This is a genomic window from Selenomonas ruminantium AC2024 (assembly GCF_000687995.1).
In the GTDB taxonomy this organism is placed as follows: Bacteria; Bacillota; Negativicutes; order Selenomonadales; family Selenomonadaceae; genus Selenomonas_A; species Selenomonas_A ruminantium_B.
Window position 1 is genome coordinate 1,068,180 of sequence record NZ_JIAC01000001.1, and the last position, 23,282, is coordinate 1,091,461.

At 52.5% G+C, this 23,282-nt stretch carries 18 protein-coding genes and 1 riboswitch; of the genes, 14 read left to right on the plus strand and 4 right to left on the minus strand.

Annotated elements, in window-relative coordinates; translation table 11 throughout:
- Nucleotides 1-35: 35 nt before the first annotated feature.
- Entirely contained in the window at nt 36-758 is a 723-nt protein-coding gene (locus tag P157_RS0104965) for a Bax inhibitor-1/YccA family membrane protein (protein WP_026760026.1), read from the minus strand.
- 806 nt (nt 759-1,564) lie between these two features.
- Here P157_RS0104965 and yqeB point away from each other — a divergent pair.
- Together yqeB and P157_RS0104975 are read left to right on the plus strand one after the other, a co-directional pair.
- Nucleotides 1,565-2,407, plus strand: coding sequence for a selenium-dependent molybdenum cofactor biosynthesis protein YqeB (gene yqeB / locus P157_RS0104970; RefSeq protein WP_026760027.1), 843 nt, complete (start codon nt 1,565-1,567; stop codon nt 2,405-2,407).
- Nucleotides 2,400-3,068 (plus strand): ComF family protein, encoded by a 669-nt coding sequence (locus P157_RS0104975; RefSeq protein WP_230578442.1) that lies wholly within the window; start codon nt 2,400-2,402, stop codon nt 3,066-3,068. The genes yqeB and P157_RS0104975 overlap by 8 nt, the downstream gene beginning before the upstream one ends.
- Before the next feature lie 142 nt (nt 3,069-3,210).
- Here the strand turns inward: P157_RS0104975 and P157_RS0104980 are convergent, their stop codons facing one another.
- The gene (locus P157_RS0104980) at nt 3,211-4,746 is read right to left on the minus strand and encodes an L-lactate permease (protein WP_026760029.1); all 1,536 of its coding nucleotides are present in this window, start codon (nt 4,744-4,746) and stop codon (nt 3,211-3,213) included.
- Between the two features lie 259 nt (nt 4,747-5,005).
- Nucleotides 5,006-6,352: an MFS transporter gene (locus P157_RS0104985; protein ID WP_026760030.1), complete on the minus strand. Its 1,347-nt coding sequence runs from the start codon at nt 6,350-6,352 to the stop codon at nt 5,006-5,008.
- Nucleotides 6,353-6,638: 286 nt separating this feature from the next.
- Between P157_RS0104985 and P157_RS0104990 the strand changes: the two genes are divergently transcribed.
- The 3 genes from P157_RS0104990 to P157_RS0105000 are packed head-to-tail and all read left to right on the plus strand — an operon-like array spanning nt 6,639 to nt 10,415.
- Nucleotides 6,639-8,558, plus strand: coding sequence for a sigma-54-dependent Fis family transcriptional regulator (locus P157_RS0104990; RefSeq protein ID WP_026760031.1), 1,920 nt, complete (start codon nt 6,639-6,641; stop codon nt 8,556-8,558).
- Nucleotides 8,559-8,569: 11 nt separating this feature from the next.
- The gene (gene trmB, locus P157_RS0104995) at nt 8,570-9,220 is read left to right on the plus strand and encodes a tRNA (guanosine(46)-N7)-methyltransferase TrmB (RefSeq protein WP_026760032.1); all 651 of its coding nucleotides are present in this window, start codon (nt 8,570-8,572) and stop codon (nt 9,218-9,220) included.
- 19 nt (nt 9,221-9,239) lie between these two features.
- Nucleotides 9,240-10,415, plus strand: a complete 1,176-nt coding sequence (locus P157_RS0105000) for an FtsW/RodA/SpoVE family cell cycle protein (protein WP_026760033.1) — start codon at nt 9,240-9,242, stop codon at nt 10,413-10,415.
- A gap of 512 nt (nt 10,416-10,927) precedes the next feature.
- On the opposite strand, the gene P157_RS0105005 is transcribed toward P157_RS0105000, so the two are convergent.
- The gene (locus tag P157_RS0105005; protein ID WP_026760034.1) at nt 10,928-11,389 is read right to left on the minus strand and encodes a nitrous oxide-stimulated promoter family protein; all 462 of its coding nucleotides are present in this window, start codon (nt 11,387-11,389) and stop codon (nt 10,928-10,930) included.
- Between the two features lie 226 nt (nt 11,390-11,615).
- Here P157_RS0105005 and P157_RS15805 point away from each other — a divergent pair, with 226 nt between their 5' ends.
- The 9 genes from P157_RS15805 to scpA all read left to right on the plus strand — a co-directional run bounded on the left by P157_RS15805 (nt 11,616) and on the right by scpA (nt 23,255).
- The gene (locus P157_RS15805) at nt 11,616-11,747 is read left to right on the plus strand and encodes a hypothetical protein (protein WP_268988113.1); all 132 of its coding nucleotides are present in this window, start codon (nt 11,616-11,618) and stop codon (nt 11,745-11,747) included.
- 37 nt (nt 11,748-11,784) lie between these two features.
- Nucleotides 11,785-13,062: a sensor histidine kinase gene (locus tag P157_RS13910; protein WP_037368127.1), complete on the plus strand. Its 1,278-nt coding sequence runs from the start codon at nt 11,785-11,787 to the stop codon at nt 13,060-13,062.
- Nucleotides 13,059-14,522, plus strand: coding sequence for an aminotransferase class I/II-fold pyridoxal phosphate-dependent enzyme (locus P157_RS0105020; protein ID WP_026760035.1), 1,464 nt, complete (start codon nt 13,059-13,061; stop codon nt 14,520-14,522). Before P157_RS13910 ends, P157_RS0105020 begins: the two co-directional genes overlap by 4 nt.
- The gene (locus P157_RS0105025) at nt 14,519-15,193 is read left to right on the plus strand and encodes a dTMP kinase (RefSeq protein WP_026760036.1); all 675 of its coding nucleotides are present in this window, start codon (nt 14,519-14,521) and stop codon (nt 15,191-15,193) included. The genes P157_RS0105020 and P157_RS0105025 overlap by 4 nt, the downstream gene beginning before the upstream one ends.
- A 10-nt stretch (nt 15,194-15,203) precedes the next feature.
- A complete protein-coding gene (gene rnmV / locus P157_RS0105030) occupies nt 15,204-15,761 on the plus strand; it encodes a ribonuclease M5 (protein WP_026760037.1) in 558 nt (185 codons plus the stop codon).
- Nucleotides 15,758-16,621 carry a 16S rRNA (adenine(1518)-N(6)/adenine(1519)-N(6))-dimethyltransferase RsmA gene (rsmA, locus tag P157_RS0105035; protein WP_026760038.1) on the plus strand — a complete coding sequence of 288 codons (864 nt, stop codon included), beginning with the start codon at nt 15,758-15,760 and terminating at the stop codon, nt 16,619-16,621. Before rnmV ends, rsmA begins: the two co-directional genes overlap by 4 nt.
- Before the next feature lie 266 nt (nt 16,622-16,887).
- A complete protein-coding gene (locus P157_RS0105040; RefSeq protein WP_026760039.1) occupies nt 16,888-18,390 on the plus strand; it encodes a Na+/H+ antiporter NhaC family protein in 1,503 nt (500 codons plus the stop codon).
- Between the two features lie 118 nt (nt 18,391-18,508).
- Nucleotides 18,509-18,694, plus strand: a riboswitch (cobalamin riboswitch).
- Nucleotides 18,695-18,879: 185 nt separating this feature from the next.
- Nucleotides 18,880-21,054, plus strand: coding sequence for a methylmalonyl-CoA mutase family protein (locus P157_RS0105045; RefSeq protein ID WP_026760040.1), 2,175 nt, complete (start codon nt 18,880-18,882; stop codon nt 21,052-21,054).
- Nucleotides 21,054-23,255 carry a methylmalonyl-CoA mutase gene (scpA, locus tag P157_RS0105050; RefSeq protein WP_026760041.1) on the plus strand — a complete coding sequence of 734 codons (2,202 nt, stop codon included), beginning with the start codon at nt 21,054-21,056 and terminating at the stop codon, nt 23,253-23,255. Before P157_RS0105045 ends, scpA begins: the two co-directional genes overlap by 1 nt.
- Nucleotides 23,256-23,282: the final 27 nt, after the last annotated feature.

Here is a 23,282-nt window from a genome sequence, read left to right on the forward strand (position 1 = left end):
ATTTTTATCATCCACAAGCTTTTTTATTGCGTGATTTAGTCATCACCCATATTGCTGATGGTCAGCAGGAGGTCAATGCAGCGCACATAGAGCCAGACCAGCGTAATCAGCAGGGAGAACGCACAGTACCATTCGTAGTCCTTGGGCAGGCCCTGGGCTACTGCTTCCTGAATCTGCTGGTAATCAATGAACAGGCAGGCGGTGGCAATGGCGATAATCAAAAGGCTGATGCCAACGCCAATCAGACCGCCTTCCATGAAGCCAAAATCCACAGCAAAGAAATGGGCCAGGACAAAGCGCAGCAGATAGCTGAGCAACAGGCCGATTAAAGCAATGGTAACGCCCTTGATGAACTTGCCATCTACTGTAATCCATCCCTGGCTGAATACCAAAGCAGCGGCGATGGCGATGGTGAAGGTAAGCATTACTGCCTGGATGATTACACCGGGCAAGAAGGCTTCTGCAACCATGGACAGCATAGCAATGGAAGCACCTTCAAAGATAGCGAACAGCGGGGAGATAAAACCTGCCGTCCCCGGCTTGAAGCTCACGATAAAGGTCATAATCAGGCAGCCCACACAGGCGACTACCGTTGTAACCATGGTGGCATAGCCGCTGATCATGGTGGCAAAAGCCGAAGCTGCTACGAGCAGCACCATGAGGATTTCCTTCATGGCAATACCGGAATAGCTGGCTGCTTCGGTCATGAAAGCCCCACGGCTAAGGTCTTGTACTTTACCGAGCATAGGATTTTCCATAAGTAACATCTCCAATCTTATAATAGATTATTACGCTTTTATTTTATCATATAATGCCGAAAGATAACAGGTAAAACAAGTGCAAATAAGGCAAGCCGGCACGCATCGCGTACCGGCTTTATTTATGGATATTCATAGATATTAACGTATCCTTCTCATATTCATTTGTCGGCAAAGATTTCCTCTCGAGCAGAAACCTTGCGCAGTGTTCCATAATATATGGATGTTCAGCTGAAACATTTTTGAATACACAGATTCACTTGTTGCGCGCGCGTCATCTCTCATTCGATAACAATAGGGTTACTACAGTTTCGATGCTCATAGATGAACGTAAAGACTTACCCGGGGTAGCAGTATGTGCTTCCTCAATCCTAGCGTTGTGCTCCAAACTTCCAACTGCTTTTGAGTACGTCTGGCGGCATAGCCATCATCACGTCTCTTTTTCGACTGTTGGATATTCTTGTACTTCACCAATGCACTTGCTAGCTAGGTTTCAAAAGAGCTCCTGCCAAGTGATTTCTTCAATAAACACTCACATCCTTTCGTAAAACAAGTATGTAAGGTTTTGAAGAGAGCCTGTTTCGGCTAGATACCCACCTGCTAAAATTTCAAACGACAGAATTACTTTTCTAGTGGTTTGCGTATCCATCTCCTCTTTACGATTCCATAATAACATACTTATCTGATAATTGCAATACTTATGAATAATAAAATTAACGTTTTGAGAGAAATTATCGTAAACCATGGAGGAAAATATATAGTATAATAGTAAAGATAACATTTGTAACGGAGAAGGAGCAGAGGCAATGAAACATTTGGTTGTTGTGCGTGGCGGTGGCGAATTGGCCAGCGGGACGATTCATGCTTTATACCGGGCGGGGTTCCGGGTGCTGGTACTGGAGAAAAAAGAACCATCGGCCACCAGACGGCGTGTGGCTTTTTCGGAGGCCATGTACCGCGGTCAGGCCAAAGTGGAGCGCATAACCTGTTATAAGGCCAAGAATCTCATCGAGGCCAAGGACCGCTTGAAGAAGGGTGAGCTCGTGATGCTCGAAGATCCGACTGCCCGCAGCGTGAAGGAATTGAAGCCACAGGTGCTGGTGGATGCCATCCTTTCCCATAGCACCAATGGCACGACCAAGGATATGGCAGAGCATACCATTGCCTTAGGCCCCGGCTTCTGCGCCGGCCGTGATGTCGATGTGGTGGTGGAAACCATGCGCGGCCACAATCTAGGCCGTTTGATTTACGAGGGATTTTCTGCCCGCAGTCAGGATATTCAGAGCAGCACGGTGGGAGAAAGCGCCAACATGGAGCATTTGATTTTCGCCCCCGAAGCCGGCACGGTGGATGTGCTGAGCACCATTTCCCTGATGGTCAAAAAAGGAGAACCTTTGGCGGTGCTCCATACGGAAGATGGCCGTGACATTGAGATAAAGGCCACGATTGACGGCGTTCTGCGCGGTGCCCTGCATCGGGGCAGCAAGGTGAAGAAGGAGCAGAAGATTGCCGATATCCATCCGACCATGGGGCAGGAAGAATGCTTCACGATTTCCGACAAGGCCCGCTGTGTGGCCGGTTCCGTATTGGAGGCCGTGATGGTTTGGGAAAACAAGCGGCCGAAACGGAGGTTCTTTGGCCGTGGTTAATTTATGGGAGATGCTGCTGGATTTTTTATTTCCGCCTCATTGTCCGCTGTGCCATGCTTATGTGGAGAAAAAGGGCGGCTGGTGCCCTGCGTGCCTCACCCAGGCTTTGCAGCCTCATCGCTTGCCTCTTTCCGTGCCTATGCGTGCTTTTTTAGCCGACGCATGGGCACTTGGTTTATATAAGGACAGTTTGCGGGATTTAATCCGTCATCTGAAATACCAAAAGCAGCGCAGCAATCTGCCTTATATCGCAAGCTTTCTGCAGGCGGCAGCGGGAGAAGCGCAGGTGAAAGAACTGCTGAGCGGAATGGATATGGCCATAGCGGTGCCCCTGTATCCGGCCAAGGAAAAACAGCGGGGCTTTAATCAGGCGGAGCTGATATTCGGTGAATTTTTGACAAGTCAGCACATCCCCATGAGGCGCCTGCTGAAACGCACACGAGCCACCCGCCCCATGTATGAGCTCAGCGAGCAAGAGCGGACAGAGAACCTCAAAAACGCCTTTGCCGTAACAGAGGCAAAGGCGCTGGAAGGTAAAAATATTTTGCTCGTGGACGATATTCTGACCACCGGTGCTACCATGGCGGAATGTGCCAGAGTGTTAAAGGCGGCCGGAGCCAAATCCGTTTGCGCCCTGGTATTGGCCAGTGACCACCGTTAGAAATATTATGAGATTTTTATAACGGTATGCAAAAGCCCGGAATAACTGTTTTCGTAGCGTTTGACAAGCTTGTCTAAGCGGAGAAAATAGTTATTCCGGGCTTTGATTATATAGCGATGTTATACGAATCGGTGGTGGAAATTTAACCGACTAAGCTCTGGCCGAAGTAAACGATAAGGCCCATCACAATGATGAAGGGAACGTAAACCTTGGCAGCAAATGCCAGCAGCTTGCCATCAGCACCAGCGGTTTTGATGGCGGCAACGGCAATGGCGATGCTCTGGATGGAAATCATCTTGCCGGCGCAGGCGCCCGTAGCGTTAGCAGCAGCAATCCATGCCTGTGCGGCAGGCGTAGCGCCGATAGCCTGGGCAGCTTCGGTCTGGAGTTTACCGAACAGCACGCAGCTCGACGTTGCCGAACCGGTGATAAAGGTACCAATGGAACCGATAAAGGCGGCAATGCAGGGGTAAGCTGTACCCGTAGCAGCCACAGCAGCCTCAGCGATTTCGTGGGTCATGCCGGCATAGCCCATGACTTTAGCCGTAGCGATAACGGAGATAATCGTCAGAATGGTGAAGCGCAGGCCATATACCGTGTTTTTGAGAACGCCCAGCATTTCGCCGAAACCAGCGCCCTGTTTGGAACCGCCAATGAAGGCAGCCAGGAAAATCAGCACGCCCGGAGTAGCAACCCAAGTAAAGGTATAGGGAGCGCCGCCCTCGCCATCATAAATCAGTACGGAGGACTTGATGAGATTGAGCGGGTCATGAATAGCCGGAATCAGCTTGGAGGTAGCCAGCAGGAAGACGAAAATCAGAATGAACGGGAGCCAGGCCGTGATGGCTTTGCCAACCGTCAGCTTTTCTTCGTCATCTTCATGGGCAGGCATAGCATAAGCCGGGTCGTTGACCGGGAACATCTTGGCGCAGGCAATAATCGCACCCATAGCACCGATGGAACCAGCGACAACGGCAAGTTCCGGGCCCATAGTAAGAGCTACGGCCAGTTCCGGAATCAAAAAGCCCAGTGCTGCACCCAGGCAGATGATGGTCATGCCTTTGAGGGCTTTCAGGGAGCCGCCGGCAACGAGCGTCATGATGAAGGGGCAGAGAATGGTCAGCGGAGCCAGCTGCAGGCAGGTGTAAGTAGCCAGCGTCGTGGCATCTGTGCCCGTGACATTGCCCAGCGTTACCAGAGGAATACCAATGGAACCATAAGCCGTGGGGACGGAGTTAGCAACCAGGCAGACGCTGGCAGCTAAGATTGGGTTCACACCGATACCAACCAGCATGCTGGCGGGGATGGCGATAGCCGTACCAAAACCGGCCATGCCTTCCATGAAGCCGCCGAAGCCCCAGCCAATCAGAAGAATCAGCACGCGGCGGTCGTTGCTGACGGAAGTCAGCATCTTTTTGATGCCTTCCATGCCCTTGGTGTGTTCTGACAGGTTGTAAGTGAAGATAGCGGCAATGATGACCAGCAAAATCGGCCAGCAGGCAAGAGCTACACCTTCCAGGAAAGCCTGGAACGCATGAATAGTGGTCATGTCATAGAGACCAATACCCACTACAGCAGAGATGAGCAGAGCCAAGAGGCAGGCTTTGTGCGGCTGCATGTGCAGTACGCACAGCGCTATAGCCAGCCAAAGGATTGGTGAAAGCGCTAATAAAAACAAAAAATCAAGTCCTTTCCAATTAATTAGAGCATGAAAATAATATGAATAAGATAATTCATTATATAAGCAGGTACTAAAAAAAGTCAATGGGGAATCACAGAAAAATGCAATACTTATATATAAGAAAAGCCCATGAAGACTTATTTCTGGGGATTTACACGGGTGACGCATAAATCTTATAGAAACAAGTTTTCATGGGCTTGCGGATTTTTTTATGATATTCTTCTACTTTTTCATATGATGAATTTCTTGGATGCTATCAGCTTTCTAAAGCAACTTCAAGTTCTTCCAGCGTTTTCTTCTTGCTTTCCTTACCTAAGAGGATAACGACAGCAGAGATGATGACAAATACCGACGCGAACATCAGGAAAATGGTGTTCATGCCAAAGGCGTTGCCGAGCATTACCCCCACGAGCATCGGGGCGAGCATGCCACCGATACGGCCGAAGCCGGCAGCCCAGCCACTGCCCAGTGCGCGGATGGCGGTCGGGTACTGTTCCGGCGTGTAGGTGTAGATAACACCCCAGGCACCCAGGTTGAAGAAGCTCATGGCCGAACCCCAGGCGAGCAATGCGGTGGAAGTTTCGGCGTTGCCGAAGAAGAAGGAGCAGACACCGGAGAGCAACAGGAACAGAGACAGGGTGTACTTGCGGCCAATCACATCCACGAGCCAGGCGGCGGCATAATAACCGGGCAGTTGCGCCAATGTCATGATGAGCACGTATTCAAAGGTCTTGACCACGGCAAAGCCCTGCGCATAAACGATGGAGGGCAGCCACATGAAGATGCCGTAATAGCTGAAGACGATGCCGAACCAGGCCAGCCAGAGCATGGCCGTGCGGGTGCGGAAGGGAGCGCTCCAGAGAGCGGAGAACTTGGGTTTGGTTTCCGTGCCTTGACTGGAAAGTTTTGACATGTCAACTTCTCCGGTGAAGGGCTTGCTTTCCACGCCTAATTTTCTTTCGAGCATCAGGATGACATCCTGCGCTTCCTTAATGCGGTTTTTCGTCAGCAGGTAGCGGATGGATTCCGGCATGTGCAGGCGAATCAGGAATACATAGAGAGCGGGCAGGGTACCGATGACGAAAGCAATCTGCCAGCCAAAGGCAGGAATCAGAAGATAGGAGATGCAGGCGGCCACCAGCCAGCCCACGCCCCAGAAACTTTCCAAGAGGACGATGAAACGGCCGCGCAGATGTGCCGGAGCGTACTCACTCATGAGGGTGGCGGCAACCGGCAGTTCGCCGCCGAGGCCGAAGCCTACCAGAAAGCGGAATACGAGCAGAGATTCATAGCTCCAGGACAGGGCACACATCCCCGTGGACAAACTGTAGAGGAGCACCGTCAGGGAAAATACCCGCTTGCGGCCAATGCGGTCAGCCAAAGTGCCGGCCAGCACAGCACCCAAGGCCATGCCGATAAGGCCGATGGAACCAATCCAGCCCACCTGCGCAGGCGTAAGCGCCCATTCCTTGGCCAGTACCGGCAGTACGAAGGCGATAAGGCCTGTATCCATGGAGTCAAAAAGCCAGCCCAGACCTGTCAGCAATAAGAGCTTGTAGTGGAAATTCCCCACAGGCAGGGATTCCAGCCGCTGTAAAATCATAATCATACCTCTTTCCTAAAAATAACACGACAACTGTCATGACAATGAAAAATAACAAGTTGCATTATACACTGTCTTGACAGCTGTTGCAAGGGTGTTTTGCGATATGTTTACGAATTTACGTGTTTTTTTTCAAAAAATGTAAACTTTTTTTCCGAAAGTTGTTGCAGTAATTTTTTAGGCTTGTTAAAATGTAAGGTACGAAACTTATTGACCGGAAGAAATTGCGGAAGGATATTCTGCTTGAAAAGGTAGATAAAATAACGGTTCTTAGGGAGGATAAATTATGATTAGAGAGCATCGGAGCCGTGCCAAGCTCGAAGCTTATTATGAAAAATTTGCCCAGGAGGGTGTACTGGACCCTAACGTCCATCCTTGGGTGGCGGATTCCTGGCAGCAGAGCAAGAAGTTCGGCGTGGGTCTGGAGAAGATGGCCATTAAGCATCTGCTTACCAAAGAGGAATTTCACGAGCTGCAGTTAAAGCATGCGGATGCCATTGAGTATTTAAGCGACCTTTCCGATGGCATCAAGGAATTTTTTCAGGAATACAACCTGAGTCTGTTGCTCATTGACGCAGACTGCACGGTACTCAAGAGCTATTCCCTGCCCTTTTATCAGATGACCCCGGGCGAAATCGAAGGGGCAAATGTGGGTATTGACCAGGTGGGCACCTCGTCCATCAGCGTGGCTTTGGAACATAAGGCACCGTTCTGGATGTTCGGCCCTGAGATGTGGGTTAAGGAATGCCAGCTCGGGGATGCCTGCTCGGCACCGGTTATGGTCAGCGGTGAACTGAACTATATCATTACCTTGGTGTCCATGGAGCAGGTGGCCATGCCGCAGGATGCTGTAATTTCCTTGCTCTTTACCATGCGCAAGGCTTTGGAGCGCCATTTGAACGAAGCCATCCGCATTAAGGCGGATGAAGCTATCTTAGATGCTACGCCCTTTGCGGTCTATCATGTACTGCCCGGCGGGGAAGTGGCCTATGCCAACCGGCTGGGACATACCCGTCTGGAAGGTATTGGCGCCAAACGCGACCCCGGCGCCCGCCGCAGCGCGTCCAATCTCAATGATGTGATTATGAACTATCAGCATACGCCTATCTATAAGGGCTTCCGCGGGATACCTTCTTATAACAAAGAAGTGACCTGGATTACCCCGGCCAAGACCTACGAGGACATCACCACGGTGGTTCCGTTGGAACGTGATGAAGACCAGGCCGTGCAGAGTGTGGTCGTAGTTTCCATGCCCATTGAAGATTTGCGTACGTTGGTTGCACATGCGGCAGGGTATACGGCGAAATACAGCCTGGGGTCCATGGTCGGAGAAGGTACGACTTTTGCCAGCGTGCGCAACAAGGCGGCCCGCGTGGCGAAGAACAAACACCATGTACTGATTCAGGGCGAAGCTGGTACGGGCAAGCAGCGTATGGCCCATGGCATCCATCAGGCCAGCAATCGTGCGGTAGGCCCGCTGATTACTCTGCGCTGCGGCGATACCACCCCCGAACTTCTGGAACAGGAACTCTTCGGCGTGGTGCTGAACAGTGAGGTCAGCCATCAAGGCCGTCTGGAACTGGCTTCCGGTGGTACCCTGTTCTTAGATGAAATTGAAAAGATGCCGAAAAATATCGCCAAGGCTCTGGCAGATGCCCTGAACAAGGGCAAGGCCTGCCGTGTGGGCGAACAGGTGGAGCGCAGCATTGATGTGCGCATCATCGCCGCTTGCGACAGCGACTTGAAGCGCCTCACGGAACGCGGCCTCTTTGACCGTGACCTTTACGAAGCGCTGTCCAAGAGCATCGTGCGGGTACCGGCGCTGCGCAGCCGCCGTGAGGATATTCCCAAGCTGGCTTCCCATATCATCAGCGAGCTTGCGGAGCAGCATCAGATGCAGCCCAAGAAAATCCTGCCGGAAACGGAGCGTGTGCTGCGGGAATATGACTGGCCGGGCAATATCAAGCAGTTGCAGAGTGTGTTGGAGTATGCCTTCTTCAACACCAGTGACACGGAAATCAACCCCAATGACATCAGTCTTATGGGAGATGTGAAGCCGGACAACAAGTGGAAGGAAGACAAGGAAGTCTTTGTGAAGGCATGGCAGGCTGCCGGCGGCAATGTGAGCCGTCTGGCTAACCTCCTGAATGTGAGCCGTGTAACCCTGTACCGGTATTTGAAGAAGTATGGATTGGAAAAGAAGTAAGGAGAAAGATTGTGCGTTTACGGAGAAAGCCTTGGGTAGATGAAGCTATCCATGAATTCGATGACTTTGTGTTCAGCAAGGACCAGGAAATTGGCGAGGAGAAAAAGGGCCAGTGGGGAGAAATCTTCGGCCGCCAGGCACCTCTGCATGTGGAACTGGGCACTGGCAAGGGCGATTTTATCACCCAGCTGGCAGAACGCAATCCCGACATTAACTATATCGGCATTGAAGCCCAGCAGGATGTGCTCTACTCTGCGGCCAAGAAGGTGGCAGAAAAGGGCCTGACCAATGTGCGGTTGCTGGTTTTTGATATTAACAACATTGAAAATATCTTCGCGGAAGGCGAAGTGGACCGTTTCTATGTGAACTTCTGCGACCCCTGGCCGAAGAAGCGCCATGCCAAGCGCCGCCTGACCCATGTGGGCTTTTTGGAAAAATACCGCAAGCTGCTGAAAAAGCCCGGCGAACTTCACTTTAAGACGGACAACCGTCCGCTGTTCGATTTCTCTCTGGAGCAGTTCGAGGAAGCGGGCCTCAAGGTGCAGGATGTTTCCTTTGACCTCCATGCGGAGAATCGTCCGGACAATATCATGACGGAGTATGAACGCAAGTTCAGCGGCTTTGGCGAGAAAATCAACCGTTGTGAGGTAATATTCGCATAAGGCACAAGGAGGCTTTTTCGTGCGGATTCGGAAAAAGATTTGGAATAACGATGCGGAGCCCATTATTGCCATTATGGTGGTGCTGATGGTGCTGGGAACCATCAATGTCTTTAGTTCCAGTTTTGTGCTGGGCACTACGGATTACGAAAATCCCTATCACTTTTTGCGCCGCCATGTATTGGTTATGCTGGCCGGGTTGGTACTGTTCTTTGTCTTCCGCAAGATTAACTACCGGCGCTGGCGGCCCTTGCAGGGGCCGTTGATGCTGGCGGTCATTGGTGCGACATTCCTGTCGTTGGTCGGGGTACTGGTTATCGGTACGGAGGTTAACGGCGCCAAAAGGTGGCTCTTCGGTGCCCAGCCGGCGGAATTGGCTAAGCTGGTGTCGTTAATGCTTGCAGCCTCAACTTTGTCGGCGAGGATAAAGCGGGGCAAGGCCAACTCATTGTTCAACGTATGCAATCTGAAATACGGCATCATCGTGGTGATGGCTGTGCTTATCGAGCTGGAGCCGGATATGGGAACCGCGGCCATTGTGCTGGGCGTGCCCGTCATCATGGCGGTGGTGGCCGGCATGTCCTTTAAGTATGTGTTGGGGCTGGGAGGATTTCTCGCCCTGCTCATTCTCATTTTGGTCAATGTTCAGCCCTATCGTATGGCCCGACTTAAGGTTTGGTTTGACCCTTGGGCGGATGCGCAGGGGATGGGCTATCAGACGGTGCAGTCTTTGTCCACCATCGGCTCCGGCGGCTTCTGGGGCATGGGCCTGGGCGAAGGCGTCAGCAAGTACGAGTACCTGCCGGAAGCCCATACGGACTTTGCCTTTGCCATCTTCAGTCAGGAGCACGGCTATATGGGAGCCTTTCTTGTATTCCTGCTCTTGGCTTTGTTGGTGCTCTTCTGCGTGCGCATTGCCAACCGGGCTCCGGATGAGTTCGGCCAGATGCTGGCTACGGGCATTATGGTGCTCATAGCCGGACAGGCCATTGCCAACATTATGATGGTTGGCGGACTGCTGCCTGTAGTCGGTGTACCTTTGCCCTTTATCAGTTACGGCGGCTCGTCGCTGATGGTCTCCATGGTGGCCATGGGGATGCTCTTAAATATCTGCGACCATGGGGGCAAAACATCGGAAGATAGAGATGCGCCTGGGGTGAAAGAAGATAAGGGGCCGAGGCTGCGGCTGGTCAAATAAGTTTAAGTTTACATCGATAAAAAAGACGCCCGGTGGCTGATAATACTTTCCCTCTGCTTATGCAGGCTTGCCTAACGCGACGGGAAAGCATCATCAGCCACCGGGCTTGTTTTGTACATTACATTTATATGCTAAGACGCCCGTGGGGCTGGTAATATTTTCCTTCGCCATAGACAAGCTTGCCTAAAGCTACGGAAAACATCACCAGCCCCACGGGCTTATTGCGTACATCACATTTATGTGCTAAGGCGCGCAGGAGCTGGGAATATTTTTTCTTCGCTGAGACAAGCTTGTCAAACGCTACGAAAAATTATTCCCAGCTCCTGCGCTTGGTGTGCTTGATTTTGCTGGTTATATGCTGCTTTCAATTTGTGCCAAAACTAAGGAGGGCGGGGGAGGTGGTTGCTTTCGGCAGCGTTAGACAAGCCTGTATAAGCAGCCGAAAGTAATTACCTCTCCCGCCCTCCGGCGGATTGTATCGAACTAAAATCGAACTCTAAGCGAGTAAAATCTTATTTCTTTTCTTTGCGTTCCTTGGCGCGCTTCTTAGCAGCCTCTGCTTTGGCCTTGACTTTATCGTCAATCTTCTTGGCCTGCTGGAACTTGGCGTAATCCACGCCCATGCTGGCCAGTTTGTGCTTGATGGTCATCATGGGGTGGGACAGGAACATGCGCTTCTGGCTGCCGTTCATGATAGCCATGAATTCCTGAGACTGTTTGGCACCCAGGCATTCAGCAGCTCTATCGCAGCGGTCGCAGATGGGCTTGGTGATGCCGTAGGGGCAGCGGCTCATCTTGGTCAGCACGGTGGCCAGGAGTGCCGTGCACTTGGGGCAGAGTTTATCGCCCTTGGTATCGTGGTGGCTGTGGCAGTAAACGCCGAAGGTCTTTTTGATGTTGGCCTTTTCCTTCGGAATATTGTTTTTGATTTCTACCGGCTTGCGCTTGGGCAGAAAACGCGAAAAAATGCTCATTCTCGTATCACCTTTCGATTATGGATATATAATACACCCTTCTATTTTAATGGCATTTTAAGATAAAAGCAAGGGTACAGGACGAATGAACTCTTGACCTGTGGTTGTTTTTTAGTATAATTTAAGATGTAGGATTGTATATTACACAGAATTGAGGGTGGAGAAAATAGGATTCATAAAAACACATGGAAAATTGATTACCAATATATTAGTGGTACTTTTAGTGGTGGCAGCAGTATATACCAAGCTGCAGGAAAACGGTATGGATTCCCTGTTCAAACTGACAGATTTGTACATTCTGGCAGGGGGCATTTTAGGCTTATTGCTGCTTCGTTTTATCGGTCAGCGTCGGAAATAACAGCCGCTAGAGGTACGGCGGTGTCAAGGAGGCCAACATGGCAGACCAGCAGAGTGGGAGCCTCCCCCCGGATATGGGGGGGCTGCAGGCACAGTCCCTGAAGAAAATTTTAAGCAACACAATCAGTACCATTGAGGACAACAAGTCACAGATTTTTGAAATCTATGAGACTGCCCGCTCGGAAGTGGAAAGCAGCCGCAAGCTGTTGGAGGATTTGCGGGAGCAGACCCGGCAGACCATTGAGCGGGTGGACGGACTCTCCAAACAGGAACAGCAGGAAAAGCAGAAGCTGGTCAAGGTCAGCAGCAATTTCCAGGATTATTCCGAGGAAAAGGTGCGCGAATGCTATGAGTCTGTAAAGAATGTGCAGGTGTCTCTGGGCGTAGAGCGGGAGAAGGAAGCAAATCTTCGCGCTCAACGTGATAAATTGGAGCTGCGCCTGCGGAATCTGCAGACCATGCTGGCCCAGGCTGAGCATCTGGCATTGGCTGTGGGTTCGGTACTGTCCTATCTAAGCACTCAGGTAAACGGCGTTATTTGGAAAATTGAGGCGGTACAGAAGGAAAAATTTGTGGGCGCACGCATCATCAAGGCCCAGGAGGAGGAGCGTTACCGCATCTCCCGGGAAATGCATGATGGCCCGGCACAGGATTTGGCCAATATCATTTTCCAGACCTCCATTGCCGAAAAATTGGTGGATTATGACCCGGATGAGGCCAAGCGTACCTTGCAGGAAATGCGTCAGCAGATGCGGGATTGCTTGGGCAGTGTGCGGGAAGTCATCTTTGATATGCGTCCCATGGCTTTGGATGATTTGGGGCTGGTGGCGGCACTCAATCAGCTGATTGGCCGTCTGGCTTCACGAGGAACTTTGGCCATTGATTTTTCCATGGATGGCAAGGTTTACGAACTTCCTAAGCATGTAGAAATTGCCATCTTCCGCATTGTGCAGGAGGCATTGAATAATATCTACCACCATGCAGATGTCAAACAGGCCAAAGTGCGGCTGCTCTATTCACCGGCGGCAATTTCGGCGCTGATTGAAGACAACGGCAAGGGCTTTGACCCGGATGCCAAGGAAGAAGCACAGAATGCGGATGAGGACACGGAGGACGTGGTAGAGACCAACCACCATTTCGGCCTTATGGGCATGCGGGAGCGGGCCAAAATCATCGGGGCAGAACTTAACATTACCTCGGCGATAGGAGAAGGCACGCGGGTGCATCTGCGGGTGCCCTTGCATGAACCTGTGCAGGAAGCCAAGGATGTAAAGGTGGTCAAGACGCCAGCAAAGAAAAAAGGCAAAGGCAGATGACAGATACGAAGAACGAATTTCGAGCGCCGGTGGCGGAGGCTATGAAGGCCTACGCGGGAGACGGCGCTCTCGCATTTCATACACCGGGGCATAAGCAGGGGCTGGGCGCACATCCGCTCCTGCAGGAACTCATTACCCCGCAGGGGCTGCGTGAAGAAGTTTCTCTGATGGAGGAACTCGATGACCTTCACGAGCCCACCATGTGCATAAAAGAAGCCCAGGAACTTGCGGCAGCGCTCTATGGAGCCGATGCCGCTTATTTCATGATTAACGGTACCAGCGGGGCCATTCATGCCATGATTATGGGCACACTGAAGCCCGGCGACAAGGTACTGGTGCCCCGCAATGCGCACCGCTCCATGATTGGGGGGCTGATTCTGGCAGGGGTGAGCCCTGTCTTTATCCAGCCCCGTATTGACAAAAAGCTGGGCATTCCCATGGGCCTGCAGCTGGCAGATATCGTGGCGGCGGCAGACGAACATCCCGAGGCCAAGGCCTTGCTACTGGTCTATCCCACTTATTATGGGGTGACCATTGACTTGTCAAAAGTGGCCGATTTCGTCCATAGCCGCAGGATGCTTCTGCTGGTGGACGAGGCCCATGGTCCCCATCTGAAGTTCAGCGACAAGCTGCCTCTGCAGGCCTTGGATGCCGGAGCGGATATGGCGGCCCAGAGCACCCATAAAATTTTAGGCTCCATGACGCAGACTTCCATCCTGCTGGCCAGAAAAGACCGCATTGATTTGGAACGGGTGCGCTGTGCGGCAAGCCTGCTGCAGTCCACAAGCCCCAATCAGCTGCTGCTGGCCTCGCTGGACATTGCGCGGCTGCAGATGGCAGAGCAGGGCGAGGAACTGGTGAACCGGGCCGTAAAGCTCGCGGAAAAACTGCGGCAGGCGGTCAATGCGATTCCGGGGCTCTGGAGCTTCGGGGCAGATTATTTGCCTGCTGGCGAATCGCTCGACCTGACCAAGGTCACCGTGAGCGTCCGCGGCTTGGGCATTACCGGCGTGCAGGCAGAGTCCATCCTGCGCCATACGTATAAGATACAGTGCGAGCTTTCCGATGCCTACAACCTGCTCTTTATCATTTCCTATGCGGATACGGAAGCGCAGGTGAAGATTCTGGTGGAAGCCCTGCAGGGATTGGCAGCGCAGTTCGCAGATGCTGATGAATTGACCCTGCCGGTGGAAATCCCACCGGTGCCTGCTGTGGGCATCCGTCCCCGCGAGGCCTTTTTCGGCGGGCGGGAGACGGTGGACTTTGAAGAGGCGGCGGGGTTAATTGCCGCCGAGCAGATTATGTTCTATCCGCCGGGGATTCCTATTCTGGCACCGGGGGATGAGATTGAGCCCGAGGCCCTTTACTATATTCGCACCATGCAGCGGCTGGGGTTGAAAGTTGTGGGCCCCGCAGACAGTACACTGCAAACCATTCAAGTTGTGAGGGATAACCGATGAAAGGTAAACTGATTATTATAGAAGCAGGGGACGGCAGCGGCAAGGCCACCCAGACCAAGGCGCTCTACGACCATTTGCAGGCAGATGGGCATAGGGTGCACCGCATTGAGTTCCCCGATTATAAAGATGATTCTTCGGCGCTCGTGCGCATGTACTTAGGTGGAGCATTTGGGGAAAAGGCGGCAGATGTAAATGCTTATGCCGCATCCACCTTCTTTGCGGTAGACCGGTTCGCTTCCTACCAGCGCAAATGGCGGGATTACTACGAAGCCGGGGACATCATTCTGGCTGACCGCTATACCACGAGCAACATGGTGCATCAGGCGGTCAAACTCACGGATAAGACCGAGCGGGAAAATTTTTTGGACTGGCTTTGGGATTTTGAGTTCACCAAGATGGGCCTGCCTGTGCCGGATAAGGTAATCTTCCTCGATATGGCTCCGGAAGTGGCGGATAAACTCATTGCCGCCCGGGCAGAGGAAACGGCGACTAAGAAGGATATTCACGAGCGGGATACGGATTATCTGCACCGCTGTCACAATGCTTATCTGGAACTGGCAGATAAGTATAAATGGGATAAGGTTATCTGCAACGAAGGAAATAATCCACGGAAAATCGAAGATATCCACAGAGATGTGTATAAACTTGTGGATAAGTTACTAAAAGAGTAAGGAGTTTTCAATGATAAAGGAAGTTTTGGTGGTGGAAGGCAAGATGGACGTGGTGGCCATCGACAAGGCTGTGGAAGCTGACTGCATCATCACCGAAGGATTCAATCTGAAAAAACAGGCCCTCAAGAATATTGAGCAGGCCTATAAGAAACGCGGCATCATCATTTTGACGGACCCGGATTCGGCTGGCGAGCGGATTCGCTCGTATCTGACCAAGCGGTTCCCAAATGCCAAGCACGCCTTTGTGCCTGTGGAGGATGCCACGGATAATGACGATATCGGCATTGAACAGGCCAAGCCCGATGCCATTCGCAAGGCGTTGGAAAAAGTTCGCACCATGGACTGGGAGCCTACCAACAATTTCAGCGGTGCGGATTTGATTGTCAATGACCTGTCCGGCGCCAATGCTGCCGCCAGCCGCCGGGCAAAACTCGGAGCCAAGTTAGGTTTGGGCTTTGCCAATGCCAAGACCTTTTTGAAGCGGCTCAATCATTACGGCGTGACCCGGGAAGAATTTGACAAAGCCGTAGCGGAACTGAATGCAGAAGAAGCGGAGGAAAATAAATGAGTGATAAAGCCATACAGCCGAAGATTGCCAGCCGGGAGGTAACCACCCATATCCTCAAGGCTTTCGGACTGCGCATGAGCAAGAAGCTGGGCCAGAACTTTTTGATTGATGGCAGCATCGTGCAGGGTATTGTGGATGCGGCGCAGATTGAAGAAGGCGACCGGGTGCTGGAAATCGGCCCCGGCATTGGCACGCTGACTCAGGGGCTGGCTGAAGCTGGTGCTGATGTCACGGCAGTGGAACTCGATAAGAAGCTGCCGGCGGTTCTTGCCGAAACCCTCAAGGGTTATGACAATGTACGCATTGTGCCCGGGGATATCCTAAAGGTCAACATTCCGGAAATCATGGGCGATAAGCCTTTCAAGGTAGCGGCTAACCTGCCTTACTATATCACGACGCCGATTCTGATGGCGTTGTTGGAGCGCCATCTGCCCATCACCCATATGGTGACCATGGTGCAGAAGGAAGTGGCCTTGCGCATGGTGGCCAAACCCGGCGGCAAGGACTACGGCGCCTTGTCGGTAGCCGTGCAGTATTACACCGACCCGGAAATCGTGCTGGACGTGCCGCCCCGTTCCTTCATCCCTGCTCCGGAAGTGGACAGCGTGGTCATCGCCTGCAAGGTGCGGGAAACGCCTGCGGTACAGGTGCAGGATGAAAAGATGTTCTTCCGCGTGGTGAAGGCCGCCTTCGGCCAGCGCCGCAAGACTCTGGCCAACGCGCTCAAAGGTGGCGGACTGCCCAAAGAACAGGTGCGCGATGCCATGGAACGCGCGGGCATTGACCCGACGCGGCGGGGAGAAACGCTTTCCCTGAATGAATTTGCACAGCTTGCAGATGCGTTTAGTGCGTTAGCTTAACATCTATATGCTAAGACGCCCGTTGGGGCTGGTAATATTTTCCTTCGCCATAGACAGGCTTGTCAAAAGCTGCGGAAAACATCACCAGCCCCAACGGGCTGTTTTCGGCGTTAATTTGGCATAATGGCCTTAGTATACGAGATAAACGAATAAACTTGCAAAAAATGCCTAACTGCTCTTGCTACTATGCAAAAAATGTTATACAATTAAGTTCGTGTATTGTATTAGGAAAAAATAAGCTAATTATAGCAGAAAGCAGGTAGGTTATGGCTGAATCGATTTGGTCCATCCTGCCGCCAGTTATCACCATTTTACTGGCTTTGTGGACAAAGGAAGTCTACATGTCCCTGATTATCGGTATCTTCTCGGGTGCCATGCTCTTTACGGGGGGCAACTTCTTGGAATCCACGCTGACCATGTTTAAGGTTATGGCGGACAAGGTGGGCGGCAATGTCAACATCTTGGTATTTTTGGTAATCTTAGGTATTTTAGTGGCGGCAATTACCCGCAGCGGTGCTACCAGCGCCTATGGTGACTGGGCAGCCCGCACGATTAAGGGCAAGCGTCAGGCATCTCTCATTACGGCGCTTTTGGGGCTGGTCATTTTTATTGATGATTACTTCAACTGCCTGACTGTAGGTACGGTTATGCGCCCGGTGACGGATAAATTCAAGATTTCCCGCGCAAAGCTGGCCTACATCATCGATGCTATGGCAGCACCTATCTGCATTATTGCGCCGGTGTCGAGCTGGGCGGCGGCTGTTGGTTCTTCTCTGCCGGAAGGCTCGGAGATTGATGGGTTCTCCCTCTTTATCCAGACGATTCCCTTCAATCTCTATGCCTGGCTGACGCTTATCTTCCTGTTCTTCATCATTTGGACGGGCAAGGACTTCGGCGCGATGGCGCATGACGTTAAGCGCAGCAATGAAAATTTTGAGATTCCCAAGGAATATCAGGGAAATGGCGAAGTACACAAAGACCAGCAGGGTAATGGCAAGATTATCGACCTGATTCTGCCGCTCCTGGTGCTGATTGTTGCCTGCGTTTATGGCATGCTCTACACCGGCGGAATTCACGAGGGCAAGAGCATCGCTGATGCTTTTGCAGATTGCGATTCTTCCAAGTCTTTGGTGTTGGGCTCCTTTATCGCTTTCGTCTTTACGGGCCTGCTCTACCTGCCTCGCAAGGTCATTTCCTTCAATGCCTTCTGTGACAGTTTCGGCTGGGGCTTCAAGGCCATGACGCCGGCCATCTTTATTCTCTGCCTTGCCTGGACGCTTTCGGGTATTTGCAGTGACAAGTATCTGAACTTGGGCGGCTTTGTCGGTGGCATCGTCAGCGCGAATGCGACACTTATCATGCTGCTGCCGCCGATTTTCTTCCTTGTGGCCATTGGTCTGGCCTTTGCGACCGGCACGAGCTGGGGAACTTTCGGTATTCTGATTCCCATTGCGGTTGCTGTTGTAGGTAGTGACCCGCAGATGCTGACCATCTGTGTGGCGGCTATCCTCTCCGGTGCTGTGGGCGGCGACCATGCTTCACCGATTTCCGATACCACGATATTGGCGTCGGCCGGTGCCCAGTGTGACCATTTAGACCATGTGAGCACTCAGCTGCCTTACGTGATGACGGTAGCCGCCTGCTCGCTTATCGGCTATGTGGTGGACGGTTTTACCGGCAATGGCTGGATGGGCTTAGGTGCGGCGCTGGCATGCCTGCTCGCAGCTATGACGGTTATTTCCAGTAAAGTAAAATCATTAGATAAATAATGTGCCAGATAGCAGTGAAGCTTGTCGTTCACTGCTATTTTTTGTGGGCAGAAAAATGGAGTCATTGACAGAGTTTCTTGACAAATTTAATAATTTGTATTAATATTGGCATTAGATTTGAATATATTTGGGAACAGGTGTCCTACGGACTTAATAGGGAATCCGGTATAAGCCGGAGCGGTCCCGCCACTGTAAGGTGGAGTCCTGCATCATTTTGTCACTGGGGTAGATAAGCGTACCTTGGGAAGGCGATGCAGGATGATGAAACCGAGCCAGGAGAACTGCCTGTTCTGACATCACCGTGACTCTGATTTCAGAGTTGTGCCTGCGAGCGATGGGTAGGGGATTGAATCTAGCGTGGGGTATTCAGATACCGGCGGTTTTTTACTGTGGGTCTGTTTGGCACGATTATTAGACGGCAATCTTTTTGCATTCGCGAAAAGGTTGCCGTTTTTTGTGTGTTTACCCCGAAAAAGAGGAGGCTGTGCTATGAGTAACGAAACCGGTGGCGAGCTGGACCTGCAGGCCATTTTGAAAAAGGCCGAACAGCAGACAGACTTTCCCGATGTTCCCTTGGACGAGTTTACCCCGCCCACTTATGAGGAGTGGAAGGAAGCCTGTATCGCCCTCTTGAAGGGAGCCCCCTTCGAGAAGAAAATGTACACCAAAACTTATGAGGGCATCACCTTCGACCCTATGTATTTCCGTAGGGATACCGAAGACATCCTGCCCAAAGATTCTTTCCCCGGCATGGATGATTTCCTGCGCGGGGCCCAGCCCAGCGGTTATTTGGGTAAGCCTTGGGGCATAGCGCAGGTCTGTGATGAAACCATGCCTGCTGAGAACAATGAACTCCTGCGCCATGAACAGGAGAAAGGTTCCACCATCTATCATATCAAGCTGGACAGTGCGAGCTTGAAGGCACAGGATGTGCGCACGGCAGCAGCCCCCGGGGATGAGGGCGTGTCAGTGACCACGCTGGATGATATGCACACCCTGCTGAATGGCTTGAAGCTGGATAAATATCCTCTGTATCTCTATGCCGGTGAGTCGGCACTTCCCATGTTGTCGCTGTTTGCCGGGGCCCTCAAAGCCTCCGGCCAGGATTTGGCGAAAGTGCGGGGCATCGTTGGCGCTGACCCCTTGGGGGAATTGACGGCTGTTGGCAAAAACAGCAAGGCCGTTTCGAGTCTCTATGATGAAATGGCCAAATGTGCGCAGTGGGCCGTGAAGAATGCACCGGGTCTGAAGACTGTCTTTGTGCGCAGTGATGTGTACAGCCGGGGCGGGGCAAATGATGTGCAGGAGTCGGCCTATACGCTGGCCACGGCGGTAGCCTATCTCAGAGCGATGTTGGAACGAGGCCTGACCATTGAGGAGGCTGCGGGTCAGATTATGTTCGGCTTCTCCATGGGCGCCAACTTCTTCCTGCAGATTGCCAAACTGCGTGCTCTGCGGCCGCTTTGGGCACAGATTGTGGAAGCCTTCGGCGGTAGCAAGGAAGCGCAGCGCATGCATATCCATGCAAGACCGGCACTGTTCTTCAAGACTGTCTATGACCCGTATGTCAATATGCTCCGCAATACCACGGAGATTTTCTCCGGTGTCGTGGGCGGTGTAGATTCCTTTGAAAGTTCGCCTTTTGATGAACCCATCCGCAAGGGGGATGAATTCTCCCGCCGTATTGCGCGGAACGTGCAGATTATTCTGCAGGAGGAATTCGGCCTGTTGCAGCCCATTGACCCCGCAGGCGGTTCCTGGGCAGTAGAAACGCTCACGAAGCAGATGAAGGAAAAAATTTGGGCAGAGTTCCAGGTTATCGAGGGCAAGGGCGGCATGCTCGCCGCTTTGCAGGAAGGTTATCCGCAGAGCGAGATTGCAGCCATCCTCGCCTCCCGCTTCAAGGCTTCGGAAACCCGCAAGGACCGCATTGTAGGCAACAATATGTATCCGAATATGACGGAAACTTTGCTCGACCCGCGGCCTGAAGATATGGCAGAGAACAAGAAACAGCGCACGGCGCAGGTAGAGGAATACCTGGCGGATATGGATGAAGCCTTTAAGGCGGAAAAACTTGCCGCGCTGAAAACTGCTATGAGTGTTGAAACGGCTATAGAAGCGGCACAAGCCGGGGCAACCACGGCAGAAATTGCTGCTGCCTTTGCCGCAGCGGCCAGTGAGGAAGTAACGGCTATTGCACCGCATCGCTGGAGTGAACGCTTTGAAGCCCTGCGCAAGACGACGGAGGATTACAAGGCTGAGCACAATGACAATGTCAAAATCTTCCTGGCCAATATGGGGCCCATTCCGCAGCATAAGGCCAGAGCAGATTTCACCACGGGATTCCTGCAGGTTGGCGCATTTGAAGTGCTGACCAATAACGGCTTCCCCACGGTGGATGAAGCCGCGCAGGCCGCCAAGGAATCCGGAGCGGATGCGGTGGTTATCTGCTCCACGGATGCAACCTATCCCGAAATCGTGCCGGAGCTGGCACCGAAACTTCATGAGGCACTGCCCAATGCTACGGTATTCCTGGCCGGGGCAGCACCGAAAGAATTGCTGGATACTTACAATGAAGCAGGCATTGATGAATATATTTCCGTCAAGGCCAACTGCTATAAAATCCTGCAGCTCCTGCAGCAGAAGAAAGGGATGATTGCATAATGGGAACTTACCAGAATCCTGATTTTACCAATATGAGTCTGCGGGAACCAACGGGAGCCGATGTGAAGGAGTGGGAAAAACTCTTTTCCGCACAGGCTGGAGCAGACTTTGATGCCTATACCCGCCGTACGATGGAACATATTCCCGTAAAGCCGCTGTACAACCATGACGAATACGACCATATGAATCATCTGGACTTTGCCAGCGGGATTCCACCGTGCCTGCGTGGCCCGTATTCGACCATGTATGTGTTCCGTCCCTGGACGGTACGCCAGTATGCAGGTTTCTCCACGGCGGAAGAATCCAATGCGTTCTATCGCCGCAATCTGGCCGCTGGTCAGAAGGGCCTGTCCATCGCCTTTGACCTGCCGACGCACCGCGGCTATGATGCGGATAATCCCCGCGTGGTCGGTGACGTAGGTAAGGCCGGCGTGTCGGTCTGCTCCATGCTTGATATGAACATTCTGTTCTCGGGGATTCCCCTTGACCAGATGTCCGTATCCATGACCATGAACGGTGCAGTGCTGCCGATTCTCGCCTTCTTTATCCAGTCTGGTGTCGAACAGGGCGTGGATAAGAAAATCATGGCGGGCACGATTCAGAACGATATTCTGAAAGAGTTCATGGTGCGTAACACCTATATCTATCCGCCGGAAATGTCCATGCGTATCATCGGCGATATCTTCGAGTATACGACGAAGTACATGCCGAAGTTCAACAGCATTTCGATTTCCGGTTACCATATGCAGGAAGCCGGGGCACCTGCCGATATCGAATTGGGCTATACGCTGGCCGATGGTCTGGAGTATATCCGCACCGGTATCAATGCCGGCCTGCCGGTGGATGCTTTTGCCAAGCGTCTGTCCTTCTTCTGGGCAATCGGCAAGAACTACTTTATGGAAGTGGCCAAGATGCGGGCGGCTCGTGTGCTCTGGGCGAAAATCGTCAAGTCCTTTGGCGCCAAGGAACCCAAGTCCATGGCCCTCAGAACGCATTGCCAGACTTCGGGATGGTCGCTTACGGCGCAGGACCCGTTCAACAATATTTCTCGTACGGCCATGGAAGCCATGGGCGCGGCACTCGGTCATACCCAGTCCCTGCATACCAACGCGCTGGATGAAGCCATTGCCCTGCCGACCGACTTCTCGGCCCGCATTGCGCGCAATACGCAGCTCTATATTCAGGATGAAACCAAGGTCTGCAAGATTATCGACCCCTGGGGCGGTTCCTACTATGTGGAAGCCCTCACCAACGAAATCATCCGCCGCGCCTGGGCGCATATTCAGGAAGTCGAGGCCTTGGGCGGCATGGCCAAGGCGATTTCTACGGGCCTGCCCAAGATGCGTATCGAGGAAGCAGCAGCCCGCCGTCAGGCACAGATCGACTCGGGCAACGAAACGATTGTGGGCCTGAACAAGTACCGCCTCGAAAAGGAAGACCCGCTGGAAATCCTCGCTATCGACAACACCGCCGTGCGCAATGCGCAGGTGGAACGCCTCGAAAAACTGCGGCGTGAACGCAATGAGGATGATGTGCGCCGGGCGCTCGAAGCGATTACGAAGGCTGCAGACAGCCGCGACAACGGCAACCTCTTGGAATGTGCCGTGGAGGCGGCAAGAGTCCGCGCTTCTCTGGGCGAAATCTCCGACGCTGTGGAAAAGGTTTCTGGCCGCTATCAGGCGGTTATTCATACCATTTCGGGAGTTTACTCCTCCGAGTTTACCGACAAGACCGAGCTGGATAAGGCCCGGGCTATGGCTGATGAGTTCGAGGAACTCACGGGCCGCCGTCCCCGTATCTTCGTGGCGAAGATGGGACAGGATGGCCACGACCGCGGTCAGAAAGTTATTGCTTCGTCCTTCGCCGACATGGGCTGGGACGTTGATGTGGGCCCGCTCTTCCAGACGCCGGAGGAAACGGCGCAGGATGCTGTTGATAACGATGTGCACATGGTGGGTTTCAGTTCACTGGCAGCGGGGCATAACACCCTCCTGCCCCAGCTGGTGGACGAATTGAAGAAATTAGGCCGTGAGGATATCATGGTCTGCATCGGTGGCGTTATCCCTGTGCAGGATTATGACAACCTCTATCAGCATGGGGCCGTGGCTATCTTTGCTCCGGGCACCAATATTCCGGAAGCGGGCATTAAGCTCTTGACGCTGTTGATTGACCGGGCTAAGGAGGAACTGGCCGAAGAATAAAGATAAGCCTTCTCCTATGGGGAAGGC

Bases quoted from the DNA above. Each gene is read 5' to 3' on its own strand.
- P157_RS0105020 (WP_026760035.1), top strand. From the start codon at position 13,059: ATGACAGATACGAAGAACGAATTTCGAGCGCCGGTGGCGGAGGCTATG.
- P157_RS0105005 (WP_026760034.1), bottom strand. From the start codon at position 11,389: ATGAGCATTTTTTCGCGTTTTCTGCCCAAGCGCAAGCCGGTAGAAATC.
- P157_RS0105045 (WP_026760040.1), top strand. From the start codon at position 18,880: ATGAGTAACGAAACCGGTGGCGAGCTGGACCTGCAGGCCATTTTGAAA.
- yqeB (WP_026760027.1), top strand. From the start codon at position 1,565: ATGAAACATTTGGTTGTTGTGCGTGGCGGTGGCGAATTGGCCAGCGGG.
- P157_RS13910 (WP_037368127.1), top strand. From the start codon at position 11,785: ATGGCAGACCAGCAGAGTGGGAGCCTCCCCCCGGATATGGGGGGGCTG.
- P157_RS0105040 (WP_026760039.1), top strand. From the start codon at position 16,888: ATGGCTGAATCGATTTGGTCCATCCTGCCGCCAGTTATCACCATTTTA.
- P157_RS0104985 (WP_026760030.1), bottom strand. From the start codon at position 6,352: ATGATTTTACAGCGGCTGGAATCCCTGCCTGTGGGGAATTTCCACTAC.
- P157_RS0104965 (WP_026760026.1), bottom strand. From the start codon at position 758: ATGGAAAATCCTATGCTCGGTAAAGTACAAGACCTTAGCCGTGGGGCT.
- scpA (WP_026760041.1), top strand. From the start codon at position 21,054: ATGGGAACTTACCAGAATCCTGATTTTACCAATATGAGTCTGCGGGAA.
- rnmV (WP_026760037.1), top strand. From the start codon at position 15,204: ATGATAAAGGAAGTTTTGGTGGTGGAAGGCAAGATGGACGTGGTGGCC.
- rsmA (WP_026760038.1), top strand. From the start codon at position 15,758: ATGAGTGATAAAGCCATACAGCCGAAGATTGCCAGCCGGGAGGTAACC.
- P157_RS0105025 (WP_026760036.1), top strand. From the start codon at position 14,519: ATGAAAGGTAAACTGATTATTATAGAAGCAGGGGACGGCAGCGGCAAG.
- P157_RS0104990 (WP_026760031.1), top strand. From the start codon at position 6,639: ATGATTAGAGAGCATCGGAGCCGTGCCAAGCTCGAAGCTTATTATGAA.